General features: G+C 72.4%; 21 protein-coding genes and 1 tRNA gene. 14 read left to right on the forward strand and 8 right to left on the reverse strand.

All coding sequences use genetic code 11. The features are described 5' to 3' along the window. Window positions 1–112 precede the first annotated feature (112 nt). Window positions 113–685, forward strand: a complete 573-nt coding sequence (locus ACMATS_RS18345; RefSeq protein WP_390777102.1) for an HhH-GPD-type base excision DNA repair protein — start codon at window positions 113–115, stop codon at window positions 683–685. A 236-nt stretch (window positions 686–921) separates the two neighbouring features. Here the strand turns inward: ACMATS_RS18345 and ACMATS_RS18350 are convergent, their stop codons facing one another. Together ACMATS_RS18350 and ACMATS_RS18355 are read right to left on the reverse strand one after the other, a co-directional pair. Then, the gene (locus tag ACMATS_RS18350; protein ID WP_414168490.1) at window positions 922–2,109 is read right to left on the reverse strand and encodes a glycosyltransferase; all 1,188 of its coding nucleotides are present in this window, start codon (window positions 2,107–2,109) and stop codon (window positions 922–924) included. Continuing rightward, window positions 2,106–2,897 (reverse strand): MerR family transcriptional regulator, encoded by a 792-nt coding sequence (locus ACMATS_RS18355; RefSeq protein WP_414168491.1) that lies wholly within the window; start codon window positions 2,895–2,897, stop codon window positions 2,106–2,108. Before ACMATS_RS18355 ends, ACMATS_RS18350 begins: the two co-directional genes overlap by 4 nt. A gap of 120 nt (window positions 2,898–3,017) precedes the next feature. Here ACMATS_RS18355 and ACMATS_RS18360 point away from each other — a divergent pair, with 120 nt between their 5' ends. The 3 genes from ACMATS_RS18360 (at window position 3,018) to ACMATS_RS18370 (ending at window position 4,444) form a co-directional block, all read left to right on the forward strand. Further along, a complete protein-coding gene (locus ACMATS_RS18360; protein WP_171082005.1) occupies window positions 3,018–3,218 on the forward strand; it encodes a DUF5988 family protein in 201 nt (66 codons plus the stop codon). Window positions 3,219–3,321: 103 nt separating this feature from the next. Next, complete coding sequence (locus ACMATS_RS18365) at window positions 3,322–3,618, forward strand: type II toxin-antitoxin system VapB family antitoxin (protein WP_252541816.1); 297 nt, start codon at window positions 3,322–3,324, stop codon at window positions 3,616–3,618. A 136-nt stretch (window positions 3,619–3,754) separates the two neighbouring features. After that, window positions 3,755–4,444, forward strand: coding sequence for a LytR C-terminal domain-containing protein (locus tag ACMATS_RS18370; protein WP_414168492.1), 690 nt, complete (start codon window positions 3,755–3,757; stop codon window positions 4,442–4,444). Between the two features lie 172 nt (window positions 4,445–4,616). On the opposite strand, the gene upp is transcribed toward ACMATS_RS18370, so the two are convergent. Beyond that, a complete protein-coding gene (gene upp / locus ACMATS_RS18375; protein ID WP_336410476.1) occupies window positions 4,617–5,252 on the reverse strand; it encodes a uracil phosphoribosyltransferase in 636 nt (211 codons plus the stop codon). Window positions 5,253–5,423: 171 nt separating this feature from the next. On the opposite strand from upp, the gene ACMATS_RS18380 reads away from it, so the two are divergent. The 4 genes from ACMATS_RS18380 (at window position 5,424) to ACMATS_RS18395 (ending at window position 7,032) form a co-directional block, all read left to right on the forward strand. After that, window positions 5,424–5,639: a hypothetical protein gene (locus ACMATS_RS18380; protein WP_414168493.1), complete on the forward strand. Its 216-nt coding sequence runs from the start codon at window positions 5,424–5,426 to the stop codon at window positions 5,637–5,639. Between the two features lie 169 nt (window positions 5,640–5,808). After that, window positions 5,809–6,333 carry a hypothetical protein gene (locus ACMATS_RS18385; RefSeq protein WP_390777107.1) on the forward strand — a complete coding sequence of 175 codons (525 nt, stop codon included), beginning with the start codon at window positions 5,809–5,811 and terminating at the stop codon, window positions 6,331–6,333. A gap of 34 nt (window positions 6,334–6,367) precedes the next feature. Further along, window positions 6,368–6,937: a tRNA adenosine(34) deaminase TadA gene (tadA, locus tag ACMATS_RS18390; RefSeq protein ID WP_390777108.1), complete on the forward strand. Its 570-nt coding sequence runs from the start codon at window positions 6,368–6,370 to the stop codon at window positions 6,935–6,937. A 10-nt stretch (window positions 6,938–6,947) separates the two neighbouring features. Beyond that, window positions 6,948–7,032, forward strand: a tRNA-Ser gene (locus ACMATS_RS18395). A 58-nt stretch (window positions 7,033–7,090) separates the two neighbouring features. On the opposite strand, the gene ACMATS_RS18400 is transcribed toward ACMATS_RS18395, so the two are convergent. Continuing rightward, complete coding sequence (locus ACMATS_RS18400; RefSeq protein ID WP_414168494.1) at window positions 7,091–8,701, reverse strand: MFS transporter; 1,611 nt, start codon at window positions 8,699–8,701, stop codon at window positions 7,091–7,093. Window positions 8,702–8,896: 195 nt separating this feature from the next. Here ACMATS_RS18400 and ACMATS_RS18405 point away from each other — a divergent pair, with 195 nt between their 5' ends. Then, complete coding sequence (locus ACMATS_RS18405) at window positions 8,897–10,456, forward strand: FAD-dependent monooxygenase (protein WP_414168495.1); 1,560 nt, start codon at window positions 8,897–8,899, stop codon at window positions 10,454–10,456. Between the two features lie 205 nt (window positions 10,457–10,661). Here ACMATS_RS18405 and ACMATS_RS18410 read toward each other — a convergent pair whose 3' ends face one another. Together ACMATS_RS18410 and ACMATS_RS18415 are read right to left on the reverse strand one after the other, a co-directional pair. Further along, window positions 10,662–12,065, reverse strand: a complete 1,404-nt coding sequence (locus ACMATS_RS18410) for an MFS transporter (RefSeq protein WP_390777111.1) — start codon at window positions 12,063–12,065, stop codon at window positions 10,662–10,664. Window positions 12,066–12,169: 104 nt separating this feature from the next. Beyond that, on the reverse strand, window positions 12,170–13,342 hold the full coding sequence (locus ACMATS_RS18415) for an acyltransferase family protein (protein ID WP_390777112.1): 1,173 nt from the start codon (window positions 13,340–13,342) through the stop codon (window positions 12,170–12,172). Between the two features lie 271 nt (window positions 13,343–13,613). Here ACMATS_RS18415 and ACMATS_RS18420 point away from each other — a divergent pair, with 271 nt between their 5' ends. Continuing rightward, window positions 13,614–14,219 (forward strand): LuxR C-terminal-related transcriptional regulator, encoded by a 606-nt coding sequence (locus ACMATS_RS18420; RefSeq protein WP_414168496.1) that lies wholly within the window; start codon window positions 13,614–13,616, stop codon window positions 14,217–14,219. A gap of 61 nt (window positions 14,220–14,280) precedes the next feature. Beyond that, window positions 14,281–15,036, forward strand: coding sequence for an SDR family oxidoreductase (locus ACMATS_RS18425; protein WP_414168497.1), 756 nt, complete (start codon window positions 14,281–14,283; stop codon window positions 15,034–15,036). Window positions 15,037–15,103: 67 nt separating this feature from the next. Here the strand turns inward: ACMATS_RS18425 and ACMATS_RS18430 are convergent, their stop codons facing one another. Further along, window positions 15,104–15,556, reverse strand: a complete 453-nt coding sequence (locus tag ACMATS_RS18430) for a MaoC family dehydratase (protein ID WP_390777115.1) — start codon at window positions 15,554–15,556, stop codon at window positions 15,104–15,106. Continuing rightward, entirely contained in the window at window positions 15,550–16,320 is a 771-nt protein-coding gene (gene fabG, locus ACMATS_RS18435; RefSeq protein ID WP_390777116.1) for a 3-oxoacyl-ACP reductase FabG, read from the reverse strand. Before fabG ends, ACMATS_RS18430 begins: the two co-directional genes overlap by 7 nt. A gap of 189 nt (window positions 16,321–16,509) precedes the next feature. Between fabG and dmpI the strand changes: the two genes are divergently transcribed. From dmpI to ACMATS_RS18450, 3 genes are all read left to right on the forward strand, one after another. After that, window positions 16,510–16,692 (forward strand): 4-oxalocrotonate tautomerase DmpI, encoded by a 183-nt coding sequence (dmpI, locus tag ACMATS_RS18440; protein ID WP_336410464.1) that lies wholly within the window; start codon window positions 16,510–16,512, stop codon window positions 16,690–16,692. Window positions 16,693–16,772: 80 nt separating this feature from the next. Continuing rightward, window positions 16,773–17,789 (forward strand): phosphotransferase family protein, encoded by a 1,017-nt coding sequence (locus ACMATS_RS18445; protein WP_414168498.1) that lies wholly within the window; start codon window positions 16,773–16,775, stop codon window positions 17,787–17,789. Window positions 17,790–17,812: 23 nt separating this feature from the next. Continuing rightward, the gene (locus ACMATS_RS18450; protein WP_414168499.1) at window positions 17,813–19,030 is read left to right on the forward strand and encodes an acyl-CoA dehydrogenase family protein; all 1,218 of its coding nucleotides are present in this window, start codon (window positions 17,813–17,815) and stop codon (window positions 19,028–19,030) included. Window positions 19,031–19,058: the final 28 nt, after the last annotated feature.

The raw sequence follows: 19,058 nt of genomic DNA on the forward strand, positions 1-19,058 counted from the left end.
GCCCTTCTTCCTGACCGGCCGGGAAACCCTTCCAGACCACCAGAGCACCGCCCCGGCTGCCATTCGTGCGCGTCCGGTCGAAGGAGGCGGCGCATCGGGGGATCATCGGGGAATGGACCGTTCCCTCCGCCTCGCCCAGCAGCCCGACGCCGACGAACTGCTCTCGCGCAGCCCGCTGGCCGCGCTGACGGGCATGCTGCTCGACCAGCAGGTCCCCATGGAGTGGGCCTTCACCGGGCCGTACACGATCGCGCAGCGCCTCGGCCGCGACGACCTGGACGCGCACGAGATCGCGGCGTACGACCCCGAGGCGTTCGCCGCCCTGTGCGCGCAGAAGCCGGCCGTGCACCGGTACCCCGGATCGATGGCCAAAAGAGTGCAGCAGCTGTGCCAGTACCTGGTCGAGCACTACGACGGCGACGCGAGCGCCGTCTGGCGCGACGCGGACACCGGCACGGAGCTGCTGCGCAGGCTCAACGACCTGCCGGGCTTCGGCAAGCAGAAGGCCCAGATCTTCCTGGCCCTGCTGGGCAAACGCCTCGGCGTCCGCCCACAGGGCTGGCGCGAGGCGGCGGGTTCGTACGGCGAGGAGGGCTCGTACCGCTCGGCGGCGGACATCACGGGCCCGGAGTCGCTGGAGAAGGTGCGGGCGTTCAAGCAGGCGGCAAAGCGGGGCGCCCCGTAGGGGGCGCGGGGCTGTTCACATATGCGGCTCCGCCGCGTGGGCGGGACCAGAGGCGCCCCGTCAGGGGCGCGGGGAACTGCGCGACAAGCCCCCACCGGCCCGCAGCCGAAGCACCACCCAGAGGCCCGGGGCGCAGCCCCTGGGGGTACCCCCAGGGGTAGCTGGGGGAGTACGTCGGCTGCGGGTGCGTCGTGGTTGCTCGCGCAGTTCCCCGCGCCCCTGACGGGGCGCCCCGCTTACGGTGCGAGCCGTTCCACCGCATCCCGCACCCTCCCGGCCCCGTCCTCCTCCGCCATCCGGCGCGACAGCGCCACCGCCGCCGCGCGGTACCCGGGCCCGCCCACCGCGGAGCGCACCGCGTCGGCGAGACGTTCCACGGAGAGCCCCGCACGCGAGACCGGGGCCACTGCGGCCCCGACTCCGGCCACGCGCCGCGCCCAGAACGGCTGGTCCGCCGTCACCGGCACCGGCACCGCCGGCACCCCGGCGCGCAGCGCCGCCGCCGTCGTGCCGGCCCCCGCGTGGTGCACCACCGCGGCCGTGCGCGGAAAGAGCAGCGCGTGCGGCACGTCCCCCACGGCGAAGAGGTCGTCGCCGGAGGGCACGTCCGGCAGCTGCACGACTCCCCGTACCCCGGCCCGCCGCAGCGCCCCCGCGACCAGCCCGCCCAGCCCCTCGGCGGCGGCGCCCATGCTGCCGAAGCCGACGAACACCGGCGGCGGCCCGGCCTGCAGGAAGTCCTCCAGACCGGCCGGCAGGCCGGAGGGCACGTGCGGCCACCAGTTGCCGACGACGTCCAGCCCGTCCCGCCAGTCCGCGGGGCGCGGCAGCAGGGCCGGGCTGTAACCGTGCAGCACCGGCCACCCGGCCCGCTCCCGGCGGGCCCGCTCCGCCCGCGGGCCGTGGCCGGGCGGCAGGCCCAGGCGGGCGCGCAGCCGCCGGACCGCCTGGGCGTGGAGGCGGTCGACGACCCGCAGCGAGAGCCGGCCGGCGGCCCGGTTGCCCCAGCGGCCCAGCGGGCGCCCGGCTCCGCCGACGGTCGGCGGGAAGTCGCCGGTGGGCGCCACGGGCTGCAGGTAGGCGCCCAGCGAGGGCACCCCGAGCGCCTCCGCCGCGTGCCAGCCCAGCGGGGCGGTGGTCGCGGAGAGCACCAGCAGCTCCGCGTCCCCGTCGGCCACGGCGTCCGCGACGCCGTCCCCCAGCGCGTCGACGTACGCCGCCGCCCTGCCGAGCAGCGAGCCCCCGGCGCCGGTGGCGGCGTCGGGCAGCGGGCGGAACCCCAGCCCGCCGTCCCGCACCGCCCCCGCGAAGCCGGCGGGCGCGGCCAGCACGACCTCGTGCCCGGCCGCCCGCAGCGCGGCGCCGAGGCCGGTGTAGGGCGCGACGTCGCCGCGTGAACCGGCCGCCATGACAAGGATCTTCACTGCGTCCCCCCGTCGCCCGCGGCAGCGGCAGCGGCATTGGCGTGCACGGCCTGCCGGACGTACGCGGCCAGGCCGGCCCGCTGTTCGGCGGGCGGCACGACGAGCGCGAAGGCCCGCGCGTCCTCGACGTAGTCGTCGGCGATCCGGCAGTGCATCTCGTGCGGGCAGGGCGTGAACCAGCGGGCGACGTGCTGCCGGTGCTCCTCGGCGAGCCCCCGGGCCCGGTCGCCGTCGGCGTCGGCGCCCTCGTCGAAGGCGGCGAGCAGCCGCCCCCGCCAGTCCGCGGCCTCGGCCATGAGCTGTCGCCAGTCCTCCTTGGTGTGGGCCGCGGCCCGGGCCATCGCCTGCCGATGCCCCTCGCTCCGCCCCCACTTCAGGTGCGCGTCCGTCGCATAGCTGAGGTCGAAGGCGACGTCCCCGAAGACCTCGAACCGCTCCTCGGGCGACAGGTGCACGCCCGTGCGCTGCACGTCCATGGCCCGCTCGGCGACCTCGACGAGCCGCTGCAGCCGCACGATCTGCTCGTTCAGCCGCCGGTGCCGCTCCCTCAGGTGCTCCACCGCGCTGGCCTGCGGGTCGGCGAGGATGGCGGCTATCTCGTCGAGGGAGAAGCCGAGTTCGCGGTAGAAGAGGATCTGCTGCAGCCGGGCCAGGTCCGCATCGCCGTACTGCCGGTAGCCGGCCGGGGTGCGTTCGCCCGGGGACAACAGCCCGGCCCTGTCGTAGTGGTGCAGGGTCCGTACGGTCACTCCCGCGAAACCGGCGACCTGCCCGACCGAGTAGCTCATCCCATCACCTTTCGTTCGCGGCCCACGCTGGACCCTGACGCGACGTCGGGGTCAAGCCCGGCCCCGTCCCCGTCGGCGCGTCGGGGAGCCGCCGCGGCCGATCGCGGCAAGACTGTGCGCATGTCTGCCAAAGCGTTCCTCGAAGGCGGCCCGGACGATCTCCACACGCGCATCGTCCCGATCACCCCTCCCGGGGTCGAGCTGAAGATCCCGCACCGCGGCGGGTACGAGCACTTCAAGACCACGCCGCGGCACACGGACACCGCCGAGGGCCGGCTCCCGGTCTACGAGTGGTTCGAACGGACGGAAATCGCGGAATAGCGGCGGATCCCGCGCGGCAAAGACGCGGTATGCGGCCGATTGCCCCCTTCGCTCTGCCGTGCCATGGCTGCGCCGGGAGCCGCTCGCCCGGTAGGCTTTCCGTGTGATCTTCAAGCGCATCGGAAACGGTCGGCCGTACCCCGACCACGGCCGGGAAAGCACCCGCCAGTGGGCGGACGTCGCCCCGCGCCCGGTACGTCTTGACCAGCTGGTGACCACGAAGCAGCAGCTCGACCTGGAGACGCTGCTCGCCGAGGACTCGACGTTCTACGGGGATCTCTTCGCCCACGTCGTGAAGTGGCACGGCGATCTCTACCTGGAGGACGGGTTGCACCGCGCGGTGCGCGCCGCGCTCCAGCAGCGTCAGGTGCTGCACGCCCGGGTGCTCGAGCTCGACTGAGCGTCTGCGCCGCCCTTAGTGCGGCTACGCATCACGTATCGCCATTCGGCCACTTATTGGCCCTTTTGGGTTGGCGTGGGGTCAACCCATTGATCATCTAGTAGGCAGCGGCATTCCCCGGCACTACGCTGCGCCCATGAGCATGCTCACCCCTCCCGGCATGGGCGGAAAGTATCGCATCACGGGCAATCGGTTCCCGCACATGCGCCGCCCGAGAAATCGCCGCAGGATCGTGCTCGCCGCCCTCTCCACCGCCGCCGTGCTCGGGCTGGCCGGGTGGGGAACACTCCAGCTCGTCGATGTCTTCTCCGGCGGCGGGAGCAGGACGGAAGCGGCAGCGCACAAGAGCAGCGGCGACTGCAAGAACGCAGGCCGTACGGCCGGGCACCGGGTCCCCCTGGAGCTGCCCAGGCCCTCCGACATCACCGTCAACGTCTACAACGCGACCCCGCGCGGCGGGCTCGCCAAGATCACCGCGGACGAGCTCGAACGCCGCGGCTTCAGAATCGGCAAGGTGGGCAACGCCCAGGCCGAGTACGACAAGAAGGTCCCCGGACCGGGGCTGCTGATGGGCGGCCAGGGCGCCGTGGACGGGGCACTGCGGGTGCTCGGCACCCAGCTGGCCGGGGCGGAGACCAGGAGCGACGCGCGCGAGGGGCAGGACGTCGACCTGGTGCTCGGCGATGCGTACAAGTCCCTGACGGCGAAGGAGGATGCCGATCGGTTGCTTGCGGGGTTGACGGCGCCGTCTTCGTCGGCGCCGCCGACGCCTTCTGCGGTGGCCTCCACCGCTTCGGCTTCGGCGTCCGCGCCGGCGAAGTGCTGAGGGCGGTTCTCAGGCTGCGGGCCGGTGGGGGCTGGTCGCGCAGTTCCCCGCGCCCCTGACGGGGCGCGGTACGCCCCGCGCCCCGTCAGGGGCGCGGGGAACTGCGCGAGCAACTACGACGCGCCCGCACCCGACCCGAAAAAGAGGCGCGGCCCGCCCGCAGGGCTCTCGGTCAGCCCGCCGTGCCGTACATGCGGTCGCCCGCGTCGCCCAGGCCGGGGACGATGTAGCCGTGCTCGTTGAGGCGCTCGTCGATCGAGGCGGTGACGACCGTGACGGGCGTGCCCTCGAGTTCGCGCTTCATGACCTCGACGCCCTCGGGCGCGGCCAGCAGGCAGATGGCGGTGACGTCGTCGGCGCCGCGCGCGATCAGCTCGTTGATCGCCGCGACCAGGGTGCCGCCGGTGGCCAGCATCGGGTCCAGGACGTAGACCTGGCGGCCCGAGAGGTCCTCGGGCATCCGCGTGGCGTAGGTCTCCGCCTTGAGGGTCTCCTCGTTGCGGATCATGCCCAGGAAGCCGACCTCGGCCGTGGGCAGCAGGCGGACCATGCCGTCGAGCATGCCCAGGCCGGCCCGCAGGATCGGCACGACGAGCGGGCGGGGGTGGGACAGCTTGACGCCCGTGGTCGCGGTGACCGGGGACTCGATGTCGACCTGCTCGGTGCGCACGTCGCGCGTGGCCTCGTAGGCGAGCAGGGTGACCAGCTCGTCGGCGAGGCGCCGGAAGGTGGGGGTGTCGGTGCGCTTGTCGCGCAGCGTGGTGAGCTTGTGGGCAACCAGGGGGTGGTCGACGACGTGGATCCGCATGACATCGACATTAACCGAGCTTTGACGCCCCGGCGCCCGCCCGTACCGGCCATGCCCGTGCACGGAGGCCTGTCGGGGCCCTGGCATCAAACCACCGGCGAGGGGGAAAGTGGGCACATACGCCCGGTCTGTCGCTCCGGGCGAGGACCTCGGCACGAGGTGGTGCTGCCCATGGCCGGTCATGACAAGCCCAGGCGGAACGCGGACCCGGCGGATCCCGTGGAGCCCGGGACGGAGCCGGAGAGCGCCGACGAGCGCAGACGGCGGCGCGCCCAGTTCCTCCGCGAGCTGAACGAGGCCAGGGAGTTGCGGGAGCGCGTCCAGCCGCGCCGCGCCCGGGCCGCCCGGATGCGCCAGCAGATGCGTATGCGCACGTTCCGCTGGTGATGCGGCACGACGGGCCCCTGGGACCCCACGTGAGCGACATCTCTTCGGACTGCTGCACGACGCAACGCGGAAGACCTCTCGCAACGGCGAGGTTTCTGCCACGATTCCGAGTGGGCGGGGTGCTCCCCGTCCGGCCCCGGCACCGCCTATGACCAGTGGGAGAGTCACGGTGTACTTCGCCGCAATGCTCGCGCGCACCGAAGACGGGTGGGAAGCGAGCGACACAGAACTCGACAACGTGGAGACCCTGTCCGACATCGCCGACCTGGCCCGTGACAACGCGGTGGACGACGACACGGTCCTGGTGCTCATCGAGCAGGAGGACACCTGGTTCGGCATCGTGCGGGTGGACGGCGAGGACGACCCCCGCGTCTACGTGTCGAACGCCGCCCTCGCCGCCCGGAGCTCGTACGGGGCGATGCTCGTCGATGAACTGACCGGCCGCGACGAGGAACGGGACGAGGAGCTCGGGCTCCCGGACCTCGACGGCACCGAGGACGGCGAACCCGAGACGGAGGAGGACGGGGACGACACCGCGGCCGCCGAGGCGGCGCCGTTCGGCCCGCTGGGGGACGACGGGCTGCTGGGCGACCTGGGGGTGAGCGGCAAGGAGCTGCAGAGCCTCGACGGGGACGCGCTCGGCACGATCGCCGAGGCGCTGGGCTGCACCGAGGTGCTGGAAGCAGTGCGCTGACCCGCCCCCGGGCGGGTTCGCTCACACTGGTGCCATGAACGAAGCCGTCCCCGACCATGGGGGTCCCTCCCACGCCGTCCAGGCTGTGGGGGATCACGACCCCGTGCGCGACCCGTGGCGGGCCCCGATGCGGGCCGCCCTCGCGGAGGCCGCGCGGGCGCCCGGCACCGGCGACGTGCCGGTGGGCGCCGTCGTGCTGGGACCGGACGGCTCCGTCATCGGCCGCGGCCGCAACGAGCGCGAAGCCACCGGCGACCCGACCGGCCACGCGGAGGTCCTCGCCATCCGCGAGGCCGCGCGGGCCGTCGGTGAGTGGCGCCTCTCCGGGTGCACGCTGGTCGTCACCCTGGAGCCGTGCACGATGTGCGCGGGCGCCATCGTCCTTTCCCGCCTGGAGCGGGTCGTCTACGGCGCGGCCGACGAGAAGGCCGGCGCGGCGGGCTCCCTCTGGGACGTGATCCGCGACCGCCGGCTCAACCACCGCCCCGAGGTGATCGAGGGCGTGCTGGCCGGCGAGTGCGCGGACCTGCTGACGCGGTTCTTCCGGGCTCCGTCGGGGGCCGGATCGGACACCGATTTCGGAGCAGGGCCGACCATCCGCTAAGCTCTCTCTCGGTAGCGTGTCCGAGCGGCCGAAGGAGCTCGCCTCGAAAGCGAGTGTGGCGCAAGTCACCGAGGGTTCAAATCCCTCCGCTACCGCTGACGGAGCCGCCCCGTCCTGTGCGAACAGGACAGGGCGGCTTCTGTGCGTCCGGGGCTAGTGCGCTGCGCCGACGGGCACGTCCTCGGTCACGGCCGGGGTCTCCTGCGGCACGGTGCCGGGGGTCTCCGCAGCGGCGGCCGCCTTCTGCTGGGCGTTGTGGCGGGCGCCGACGACGGCGACCAGGACCGTGGCGGCGGCGACGAAGGCCGCCATGACCCACAGCGCGGTGTGCAGGCCGTTGGTGTAGCCGTTCGCGGCCACCTCGTGGAAGGCCGCGCGCGAGGCCTCGGGGACCGTGCCGGCCGGGCCGTCGAGCTGGCCCTGGTTGAGCGCGTTGGCGAGCTTGTCCGGGTTGTGGCCGTACGGGCCGTCGAACGCGTCGAGCTTGCCGTCGAGTTGGGCCCGCGTGAAGGTGACAAGCAGGCTGCCGACCACGGCGATGGAGATCGCCTCACCGGCCAGGCGCATGGTGTTGAACATGCCGGCCGCCATGCCCGCCCGCTCCGGCTCCACGCTGGAGACGGCCGCGCCGTCCATGACGCCGAAGGACACGCCGATGCCGATGCCGACCAGGGCGTACGGGCCGAGCGCCGCCCAGTTGCCGATGCCGGGGTGCAGCACGGTCAGCCATGCGACGCCGGCCGCGATGAAGCCGATCGACGCGGTCACCATGTGCCGGACGGGGATCCAGCGCAGCAGGTAGCCGGTGACCAACGGGAAGATCACCGTGGGCACGGTCATCATCATCATGTCCATGCCGGCGTGCATCGTGGTCTGGCCGTTGACCGCCGTCAGGTAGCTCGGCAGGTACACCAGGAGCGGGGTCGTGCCGAGCACGATCGCCACGACCGCGACGCAGAGCGAGACGAACTGCGCCTGGCGGAACAGGCTGAGGTCGAACATCGGGCGCTCCTGCCGCTGTTCGACGACCACGAAGGCGGCGAGCAGCGCCGCGCAGGCGACGTAGGACACGAGGATCAGGGGCGACGTCCAGCCGAGGTCCGGGCCTTCGAGGAGCGCGAAGATGAGCGCGGCCAGAGAGGTGCTGAAGGTGAGCACGCCGCCCCAGTCGACCTTGGTGGCCTCCGGGTCGGACGACTCCGGCAGCATGCCGGTCAGGAACACCACGGCGGTGGAGACGATGGCCGGCACCAGGAAGATCGCCCGCCAGCCGAACTCGGTCGACAGCGAACCGGCCACGAACGGGCCGAAGGCCAGGCCGACTCCGACCGCCGTGCCGAAGACGCCGAACGCCTTCGTGCGCGCCGGGCCCTCGAAGAGCTGGGCGAGCAGGGCGCTGCCCGAGGTCAGGACCATGGCCGCCGCGAGACCCGCGATCGCCCGCATCACGTCGAGCATGACGATGCCGGAGGACAGCGCGGAGAGGTACGAGGAGGCCGCGAAGCCGATGCTGCCCGCCAGGAAGATCTTGCGCCGCCCGAAGCGGTCCGCGAACGATCCGCTGGCCAGCATGAAGCTCGCGAACGTCAAGTCGTAGGCATTGACGATCCACTGACCGGCCGGGAGGGAGTTGTGGAAGTCGGCGGCCACTCCCGGCATGGCGATCGAGGAACCGGTCAGCGTCACCGGCAGCAGGAACGACGCAACGACCACGGTGATGAGGCCTACAACGGGATTCCTTGCCTTTGCTGGCTTCTGGTTCATGTCGGCATGTCCGTCCTTCTCGATCGTTCGCGAATGTTCGCTCAGGACGCTATGCGAAGCGCGCGTCGCGCGAAATTCAACCTCGGTGACACGCACCGGTGTTACTTAAGTGAACCCCTCGTTGTCTTGCGATGCGCATGCGCCCCGGACGCCCGGACACCGGCTTAACGTGCTCCGGAAAAGGAGGCCATTTCCATGTCTGAATCCGTGTCTGAACCCGTAGTCGTCGTCGGCGCGGGCCCCGTCGGGCTCGTCCTCGCATGCGAACTGCTCCAGCAGGACGTGCCCGTGAGGATCCTCGACGCGGAACGCGGCCATTCGCAGCATTCGCGCGCCACGGTCGTCTGGCCCCGGCTGCTGGAACTGCTGCGGCGCATCGACGTGACGGACCGGCTCGCGGCGGAAGGGCAGCGGATCCAGGGCGTCCAGTACTTCTCGGACCACGCGCCCCTGGGCACCGCCTGGCTGAACCGGCTGCAGGAGACGCCCTATCCGTTCGCCGTCGGCATTCCGCAGTCCCGCACCGAGGACATCCTCGAACAGCGGCTCCACGAACTCGGCGGAAAGGTCGAGCGCGGCTGCACCCTGACCGCCCTCGACACCTCGGGACCGCTGCCGGTGGCCCGTTTCACCCAGCCCGGCGGCATCACCGAGGACATCACGGCCTCCTGGCTCGTGGGCGCCGACGGGGCGCACAGCACCGTCCGCAAGCTGCTCGGCATCCCCTTCGACGGCGAGCGGCTCTCGGTGTGCTTCGCGATCACGGACGCCGAGTTGTCGGGGAACATCGCCCCCGACCTCGTCAGCTACTGCTACACCCCGCAGGGCAGCCTCGCGCTCGGCCCCGTGGGCAACGGCGTACAGCGGGTCGCGGTCAGCGTGCCGCCGGAGACCGCGGGGGAAGAGCCCGGCCGCGAGTTCTTCCAGCGCATCGTCAGCGAACGCGGCCCCGGTGGCGTCGAGTTGGGCGAGCTGCGGTTCAGCACCACCTTCCACGTCAACATCCGCACGGCCGAGTACTTCCGCTCCGGCCGCTGCTTCCTGGCCGGCGACGCCGCGCACATCATGAGCCCGGCCGGGGCGCAGGGCATGAACACCGGGCTGCAGGACGCCTTCAACCTCGGCTGGAAGCTGGCCGCCGTGGCCCGCGGCCGGATGGAGGAGTCCGCGCTCGACAGCTACGGCGTCGAACGCCGGGCCGCCGCGCATGCGGTGACGCGTTCCACGTCGCTGCAGACCCGCTGGGGCTTCCTGCGGCACCCCGCGCAGATCGCCCTGCGCGACGGGATCGTCCGCGCCGCCGACCGCACCGGAATGCTGCAGCGGCAACTGGCCCCCAAGATCGGGCAGATCGACGCCACCTACCGCCCCGAGACGGTCAAGGCCCCCCGCAACGGCCGCCTCGTGCCCGGCGACCGGGTGCCGGTGCTGCTCGGCGAGGGCGGCACCACCGGCACCTGGACGGCCGTGTCGCGCGACAGCTGGACCGTCCTGCTGCACGTGGGCCGCAACCGGCCACACCACTGGCACCGGATGGCCGCCGCCGTGCGCTCGGAGGCCGCGGGCCTGGCGGAGGTGGTCGAGGCGCCCAGCCAGTCCCACGGCCCGCTCACCGAGGCCTTCGGGCCCCGCCCGGTCGCCGCCGTCGTCCGGCCGGACGGGCACCTGTACGCGACGCGGGCGGCGCTCCGCGCCGGGGAACTCGCCCAGCTCCTGCGGGAGGCCCGCCGGGACCCGCGCCCCCAACAGGTGTAGTGCCTCGCCCCGTGAGGGGCGCGGGGAACTGCGCGACCAGCCACAGCCGGCCTGCAGCCGACGTCCAGGGGTCCGGGGCGAAACCCCGGGGACGTCGACTGCGGGCCCGTCGTGGTTGCTCGCGCAGTTCCCCGCGCCCCTCACGGGGCGCACCTCGCCCCGTACCGCGCGCTCGGCGGTACGGGGCTCCGTGCAATCCCCGCGATCAGCGGCCCCGCAGACCCGCGCGGACCAGAGCGGCACCCGCCAAAACGATCGCGGCGTCAGCAAGCAGCGCAGCGTGGAGGCCGGACAGGACGGAGCCGGTGGCCGCGGTGCGGGCGGTGGCGATGGCGCTGAGCACCGGGATGCCGAGGGTGATGCCCGCCTGCTGGGTCATCGAGGCGAGGCCGGTGGCCAGGCCCTGCTCACCGTCCGGCAGGCCCGAGGTGGCGGTGACCATGTAGCCGACGATGGCGCAGAGGTGGCCGAAGGCGCCCGCGGAGGAGGCCGCCAGCATCACGGCCAGGGCGCCGCCGCCCCCGGGGCCGATGAGGAACAGCGCCGCGGTGGCCACGGCCTGCAGCAGCAGGCCGGCGGAGAGGACGGTGCGGTTGCCGTACCGGCCGATCAGCCGCGGCGCGGCCAGCCCGCCGAGGAAGGAGGCGACGCCGATGCCGCAGAACGCCAGGCCGGTCTGGAACGGGCTGCAGCCGAAGACCTGCTGCAGGTAGAGGGTCAGCAGGAAGACGACCGAGCTCTCCATCGTGAACGTGATCAGTCCGCCGAAGTTGCCCCAGCTGACCGTGCGCCGCGTCAGCACCCGCACCGGGGCGAGCGGTGCCTTCGCCCGCAGTTCGACGCGCCAGAAGGCGACGAGCAGGAGGGCGGCCGCCGCCAGGCAGGAGAGCGCGACCGGGTCCGTCCAGCCGTGCTGCCCGGCCGCCGTCACGCCGTAGACCAGCGCCAGGAGCCCTCCGGTGACCGTGACCGCCCCGGGAACGTCCAGCTTCGTGCGCTCGCCGCGGCTCTCGGGGACGACCGCCGGGGCCGCGAGGAGGACGGCGATGCCCACCGGGATGTTGACGAAGAACCCCCAGCGCCAGCTCAGCAGATCGGTCAGGAGACCGCCGAGCACCGCTCCGACGGTGAACCCCGCTGAGATCAGCGTGCCGTTGAGGCCCAGCGCCTTCTCGCGCAGCGGGCCCTCCGGCAGCGAGGTGGTCAGCAGCGACAGCGCGGCCGGGGTGGCGAGGGCCGAGGCGAGGCCCTGGGCGACCCGTGCCGCCAGCAGCAGGGCCGGGCTGTCGGCGATGCCGCCGACGAACGAGCCCACGACGAGCAGCGCCATGCCGGCCAGCAGCATGCGCCGCCGCCCGGCGATGTCGGCCAGCCTGCCGAACAGCAGGGTGAAGCCGGCCGACGGCAGCATCATCGCCGTGGAGATCCACTGCAGGTTCCCGAGGGAGAACCCCAGGCTGCGGCCGATGTCCGGCAGGGCGATGTTCAGGATGGAGAAGTCGACGGCAAGCATGAACTGCGAGCCGAGCAGGAGGGTGAGCACCAGGCGCTGGCGCGGGGTCATCCGCGGCGCCACCGCGGCGGGTGGGGCGTCGACGAGGGTGGTCATGGCTTTTCCCATCGAGGAATGAGTGGAGGAATGCCGGTGCCGCCCCTCCGTACAGGGGGGACGGAGGGGCGGCACCGGTCTCGGACCGTGGAGACGTGGGGAGTTCAGGAACGGACGAGCTCGCGCACGCGCGGCAGGACCGGCGGTTCGAAGACCGGGATCCGCTCCTGCGCCTCGGGCGCCCGCTTGCGGCTCAGGTACTTCATGGCCGGCCGCTCCACGAACCTCAGCAGGAGGGCGGCCGCCCCGAGCGTCACCAGGAACAGCGCGGCGCAGACGGCGAGGGCGACCGGCAGGGACCAGGCCCCGTTGCCCAGGGCGCGGTGCCCGTAGGTCAGGACCAGGACGTGCACCATGTAGAACGCGAAGGACACCTCGCCCAGCCAGCGCATGCGGCGCCCGTTGAGCAGCGACGGCCGGTGTCCCAGGTCGCCGGCCGCACCGGCGCCGATCACCAGGAACAGGCCGACGGCCATGGTGGCGGTCATCGAGTAGAGGACCGGGGCCGCAACCGTGATCACGAAGCTGACCGCGGCGACGGCGGTCGCGGGCAGCAGGCCGACGCGGATCCACCGGCCGCTGAGGACGATCCTGGCCAGCAGGATGCCGAGGGCGAAGTCGGCCACCCGGGTCAGCGGGAAGGCGTACACGAACCAGAACCGGGGGAAGGGCGTGATGTCGGCGAGCATCGGATGCGTCGGAAGCGCGGTCGCGACCGACGGCATGAGCAGCATGAACCCGAACACCCCGCCCGCGGTCCACCACAGCCGCCGGGCCGGGATCCGGTTCACCAGCCGCAGCAGCACGGGGAAGAGGGCGTAGAAGAGGACCTCGCAGCACAGCGACCAGCTCGGCGGGTTCAGCCCGTCGAACGCGGGGTAGTCGGGCACCCAGCTCTGCACGAGCAGCAGGTTCGGGAGGGCGCGCTCGGCGGTGAGGGCCCCGCCCGTGGCCAGCAGCAGCACGATCGCCAGGGCGCACGTGACGAGGTTGGCCGGGTACAGCTTGGCGGCGCGCCGCCGCCAGAACGCCCGCGCGGTGTCACCGGGGCGGGCCGCCCAGGTCAGCACGAATCCGCTCAGGACGAAGAAGAACTGAACGCCTGCCCAGCCGGCCTTGAGGAGCCAGTCCTGCAGGGTGCCCTGGAGCCGGGTGTCGGCCAGGAAGCCCTGGAACGACGTGTGGCAGAGGAACACGAAGAACGCGGCGAGGAAACGCATTCCGGTGAGGGAGGGAAGCCGGTTCTTCCGTGCCTCCAACTCGTCGACAGGTAGCACGAATTCATTCCGTTCGTCTCGGGGTGGGGGAATCGGGGTGGGGGGAACACCGCGCAATCGGTTGTGATTTCGGATCCGCACGCAGAAACGACGCTAGGCGCCGGAGAACGGCACCTCAAGGTTTCGGCCCGCAAGGAGACCTCCTGCGCCCTTTGGTGATACGGGGCCTGCCGCTCTCGGCGCACAAGGGCCTGAACTCGCCATTCCGCAGGCTAGGTTCGGCCTCCTGGAGGTAGCCATGAATACGAACTGCTCACTGTCGCAGCACCGCGTGATCGTCGTGGCCGACCCCTTTCCGGTTCCCCGGGCCGCGGTGGCCTCGCTGCTGCGGCATTCCGGGGTGGCCGATGCGACGGGCGAAGCGGATTCGCGGGAGGGCGCGCTGGAGACGGTCCGGCGCCTGGGCGCGGACATGCTCGTCACCGATGTCGACCTCGTCGGTCCGGGCGACGGCGTGCAGTTGGCCCGGCAGGCCAAGCGGCTTGCGCGGCCGCCGACCGTGCTGGTGTTCGCCGGTGCCGACGATCCGGCCGTGGTCGCGGCCTGCCTGGCGGCCGGTGCCGACGGGTTCGTGCACCGGTCGGCCATGCCCGAACAGCTGGTGCAGGCCGTGGAGTCGCTGGCTGCCGGGCGTCCGGTCTGGCACCTGCGGGAGCACGGCGCGGGCAGTACCCGTGCGCCGTCGGCCATTTCGGGCATGACCGCCCGCGAACAACAGGTCCTCGGGCTGCTGCTCGGCCGCTATTCCAACGACGAAATCGCCGCCGAGCTGCATCTGGCGCGGCAGACCGTCAAGAACCACGTGAGCAATGTGCTGCACAAGCTCGGCGTGGCCAACCGGCGGGAACTGCTTGCGCAGACACGCGCGGCGTCCTGACTTTTCCTTCTCCCTTCCCTTCGCCCTCCCTTCTCCCTTCCCTTCTGAGGAGTTCCGTCCCGTGAATCGATTCCAGGGCCGCGTCGCCCTCGTCACCGGTGCCAGCCGCGGCATCGGATTCGCCGTCGCCGAGCGGCTGGTCGCCGAGGGCGCGCGGGTGTGCATCACCGCGCGCTCGGCGGAACCGCTGGCCGAGGCCGTGAAGGCGCTCGGCGGGCCCGAGCACGCGCTGGCCGTGGCCGGAAAGGCCGACGATGCCGCGCACCAGGCGGAGGCGGTGGAGCGGGCGGTGGAGACGTTCGGGCGGCTCGACGTCCTCGTGAACAACACCGGGATCAACCCGGTGTTCGGCCCGGTCCTGGACGTCGAGGAGTCCGCGATCCGCAAGGTCTTCGAGGTCAACGTGCTCGCGGCGCTCGGCTGGCTGCGGCAGGCGCGGCGGGTGTGGATGGGCGGGCACGGCGGGTCCGTGGTGAACATGACGGCCGTCGCGGGGCTGCGCCCCGCGGAGGGCATCGGTGCGTACGGGGCCAGCAAGGCGGCCCTGATCCACCTGACCGAGCAGCTGGGCCGCGAACTCGGCCCGCGGATCCGGGTGAACGCGGTGGCGCCGGCGGTGGTGCGGACACGGTTCGCCGAGAAGCTCTACGAGGAGCGGGAGGCGGAGGTGGCGGCCGGGTACGCGCTCGGGCGGCTCGGGGTGCCGGAGGATATTGCGGCGGCGGTGGCGTATTTGGCATCGGACGACGCCGGTTGGGTGACTGGGCAGACCCTTGTGGTGGACGGCGGCTTGGTGTCCGCGGGTGGCGGCATCTGAAAACGGTCCTCAAACGCCGGACGGGCTGACGTCAGTCAGCCCGTCCGGCGTTTGCACGCTCACCCCCTCACCACGCGAACCGCGACACCGCCTCCGCCACACACACCGGCTTCTCGCCGCCCTCGCGTTCCACCGTCACCGCCGTCGTGACCTGCACCCCGCCCGCGACCTCCGTGACCTCGACGATGCGGGCCCTGGCCCGCACCCGCGAACCCGCGGGGAGGGGGGACGGGAAACGCACCTTGTTCACACCGTAGTTGACGCCCATCGTCGCGCCGACGACGTCCATCAGCCGCGGAACGAGCACCGGCAGCAATGACAGCGTCAGGTAGCCGTGCGCGATCGTCGTGCCGAAGGGGCCGGACGCCGCGCGCTGCGGGTCCGTGTGGATCCACTGGTGGTCGCCCGTGGCCTCCGCGAAGAGGTCGATGCGGGACTGGTCCACCTCCAGCCAGTCGCTCGGGCCCATCTCGTGGCCCACGGCCGCCCGGAGTTCGTCCGCAGAAGAGAAGCTCAGCACAGCGGACCTCCGGCCACGTACACGACCTGGCCCGACACGAAGCCGGCGGCCTCGCTCGCGAAGAAGGCGACGGCTTCGGCGACGTCCGCCGGGGTGCCGACGCGCCGCACCGGGATGTCCGCCGCGCAGGCCGCCTGGAACTCCTCGAAGGTGATGCCCATGCGCTCCGCCGTCGCCGCGGTCATGTCGGTGGCGATAAAGCCGGGCGCGACCGCGTTCGCCGTCACGCCGAACTTGCCGAGCTCGATGGCCAGCGTCTTGGTGAAGCCCTGCAGACCGGCCTTCGCGGCAGCGTAGTTGGCCTGGCCGCGGTTGCCGAGGGCCGAGGAGCTGGAGAGGTTGACGATGCGGCCGAAGCCCTCGTCCACCATGTGCTTCTGGACCGCGCGGGACATCAGGAAGGCGCCGCGCAGGTGCACGCCGAGCACGGTGTCCCACTCCGGGACGGTCATCTTGAACAGGAGGTTGTCGCGCAGCACGCCCGCGTTGTTGACGAGGACCGTCGGGGCCCCGAGCCGTTCGGCGACCTCGGCGACGGCGGCCGCGACCTGCGTCTCGTCGGAGACGTCGGCGCCGACGGCGATCGCGCGGCCGCCGGCCTTCTCTATGCGTGCGACGGTCTCCGCCCCCGCGGCGGCGTCGAGGTCGAGGACGGCGACGGCGTGGCCGTCGGCGGCCAGCCGTTCGGCGGTGGCCGCGCCGATGCCGCGGGCCGCTCCGGTCACGATGGCGACGCGTGAAGAAGAAGTGTTTGCAGTGGTCATGAGCGAAACGTAGGCGGCATCGGGCCGGAACAGAGGCCCGTTGACGCCAACGACACCGGCCGGTGTTTCTTCCGGGACATGCACGGTCCACCTGGGAGGCATTTCCCTTGAACGGCCTTTCCGGCGGCCCATAACGTCTGTGGTGCACCGCAGACCGCGGCGAATTCAAGAATTCATTCAGGAGGAATCATGCCGGTCGTCACCGTTCTCCAGGGCCCCCGCGACGTCGAACTCAAGCGCGACCTGGTCGCCAAGATCACCGACGCTTTCGTGGACGCCTACCAGATCCCGGCCGAGACCGTTCAGGTCTGGGTCACCGAGGTTCCCACCGACAGCTGGGGCACCGCCGGCAAGCTCACCGCCGACAAGTAGTCCGCACCCCCACACCGACGGTCCCGGCCCCCGAACCCCCGACGGCGGCCGGGACCGTGGCGTACGCCCCCGGAGGAGAGATGAACACCGCAGCGCTGGCGGCCTGGCTGGCCACGCACCTGCCCGGCTGTCCCCCGCCCGCCGGCGCCCGGCTGCTGGCCGGCGGACGCTCCAACCTGACGTACCGGATCGACTGCGGGGACCGCAGCCTCGTGCTCCGCAGGCCCCCGCTGGGCCATGTCCTGGCCACCGCCCACGACATGGCCCGCGAGTACCGCGTGCTCACCGCGCTCGGGCCCACCGCCGTGCCCGTGCCGCGCACGTTCGGACTCTGCGAGGACCCCGCGGTGCTGGGCGCCCCGTTCTATGTGATGGAGCTGGTCGAAGGCGTCACCTTCCGCAACGATGCCGAACTCGCCCCGCTCGGGCCCACCGAGGCCCGGCGCAGCGCCTTCGCCCTCGTCGACGCCCTCGCCGCCCTGCACGCCGTGGACCCCGCACGGGCCGGGCTGGCGGACTTCGGGCGCCCCGAGGGCTTCATGGCCCGCCAGGTGCGGCGCTGGCGCCGGCAGTGGGAGGACTCCCGCACCCGGGACGTCCCCGGCGCCGACGCCCTCAACGACCGCCTCGCCGCGAGCTGTCCGGTCGACGGCACGGCCTCCCTCGTGCACGGCGACTACAAGCTCGACAACGTCCTGCTGGACCCGGCCGACCCGGGCCGGATCGCCGCCGTCCTGGACTGGGAGATGTCCACCCTCGGCGACCCCCTCGCCGACCTCGGCATGCTCTGCATGTACTGGGACGGCTTCGCCGGGTTCCCCGACTCCCCCGTCGCCACTCCCGGCGCGCTCCCCGGCTGGCCGTCGGCCGCGCAGCTCGTGGAGCGCTACGCCACGCGCAGCGCCGTGCCGCTCGACCGGCTCGGCTGGTACGTCGCCTTCTCCTTCTACAAGCTCGCCGCCATCCTCGAGGGCATCCACTGCCGCACCGTCCAGGGCCACACCGTCGGCGACGAGCCGGCGGCACTCGCCGAGGCCGTGCCGCTGCTCGTCGAGCGCGGGCACGCGGCACTCGACGCGGCCGCCCGCCGACCCTGACCTACGGAGACACCGGAGACACCATGGAATTCGCGTACGACGCCCGGACCGAGGAACTGCGCGCCCGGATGCGGGCCTTCCTCGACGAGCATGTGCTGCCCGCCGAGCCGGTGTTCGCGGCCCAGCACGCCGCCGGGCACCCGTGGGGGCGCCCCCCGGTGCTGGAGGAGCTGAAGGCCGAGGCCCGCCGGCAGGGGCTGTGGAACCTCTTCCTTCCTGGTGAGGAGTTCGGTGCGGGGCTGACGAACCTGCAGTACGCCGCGCTCGCCGAGATCACCGGCCGCAGCCCGCACATCGCACCCGAGGCCGTCAACTGCGCGGCCCCGGACACCGGGAACATGGAGGTCCTCGCGCTCTTCGGCACCCCGGAGCAGCAGGACCGCTGGCTCAAGCCGCTGCTGGACGGCACGATCCGGTCGGCGTTCTGCATGACCGAGCCGGAGGTGGCCTCCTCGGACGCCGCCAACATCGCCACCCGCATCGAGCGGGACGGCGACGAGTACGTGATCAACGGCCGCAAGTGGTGGTCGTCCGGGGCGATGGCCCCGAAGTGCGAACTGCTCATCGTGATGGGCAAGACCGATCCGGACGGGCCGCGGCACCGGCAGCAGTCGATGATCCTCGTCCCCCGCGACACCCCGGGCGTGCACGTGAAGCGCGGGGTGACGGTCTTCGGGTACACCGACGGGCCGCACGGCGGTCACGCGGAGGTCGTCTTCGACGACGTCCGGGTGCCGGCGGCCAACATCATCGCCGGGGAGGGCGAGGGCTTCGCCATCGCCCAGGCGCGGCTCGGGCCGGGGCGCATCCACCACTGCATGCGGCTCGTCGGCATGGCGGAACGCGCCTTCGACCTCATGTGCGAGCGGGTCACCCGGCGCACCGCCTTCGGGAAGCCGCTCTCCGACCAGGGCGTCGTGCAGGAGTGGATCGCCGAGTCGCGTGTACGGATCGAGCAGGCGCGGCTGCTGGTGCTCAAGACCGCCTGGCTGATGGACACCGTCGGCAACAAGGGCGCGCACACCGAGATCCAGGCCATCAAGATCGCGGTACCGGAGATGGCCGAATGGGTACTGGACCGGGCCATCCAGGCCCACGGTGGGGGCGGGGTCTCCCAGGACTTCCCGCTGGCCCAGTTGTGGGCCCATGCGCGGACGCTGCGCCTGGCCGACGGTCCGGACGAGGTGCACCGTGCCTCGCTGGCGCGGCGGGAGTTGAAGCGGTACCGGTTCGCAGGCTAGGGCCTGCACCACGGCGCCCCGTAAGGGG

The sequence above is a fragment of the Streptoverticillium reticulum genome (genome assembly GCF_047456005.1).
Classification (GTDB): domain Bacteria; phylum Actinomycetota; class Actinomycetes; order Streptomycetales; family Streptomycetaceae; genus Streptomyces; species Streptomyces reticulum.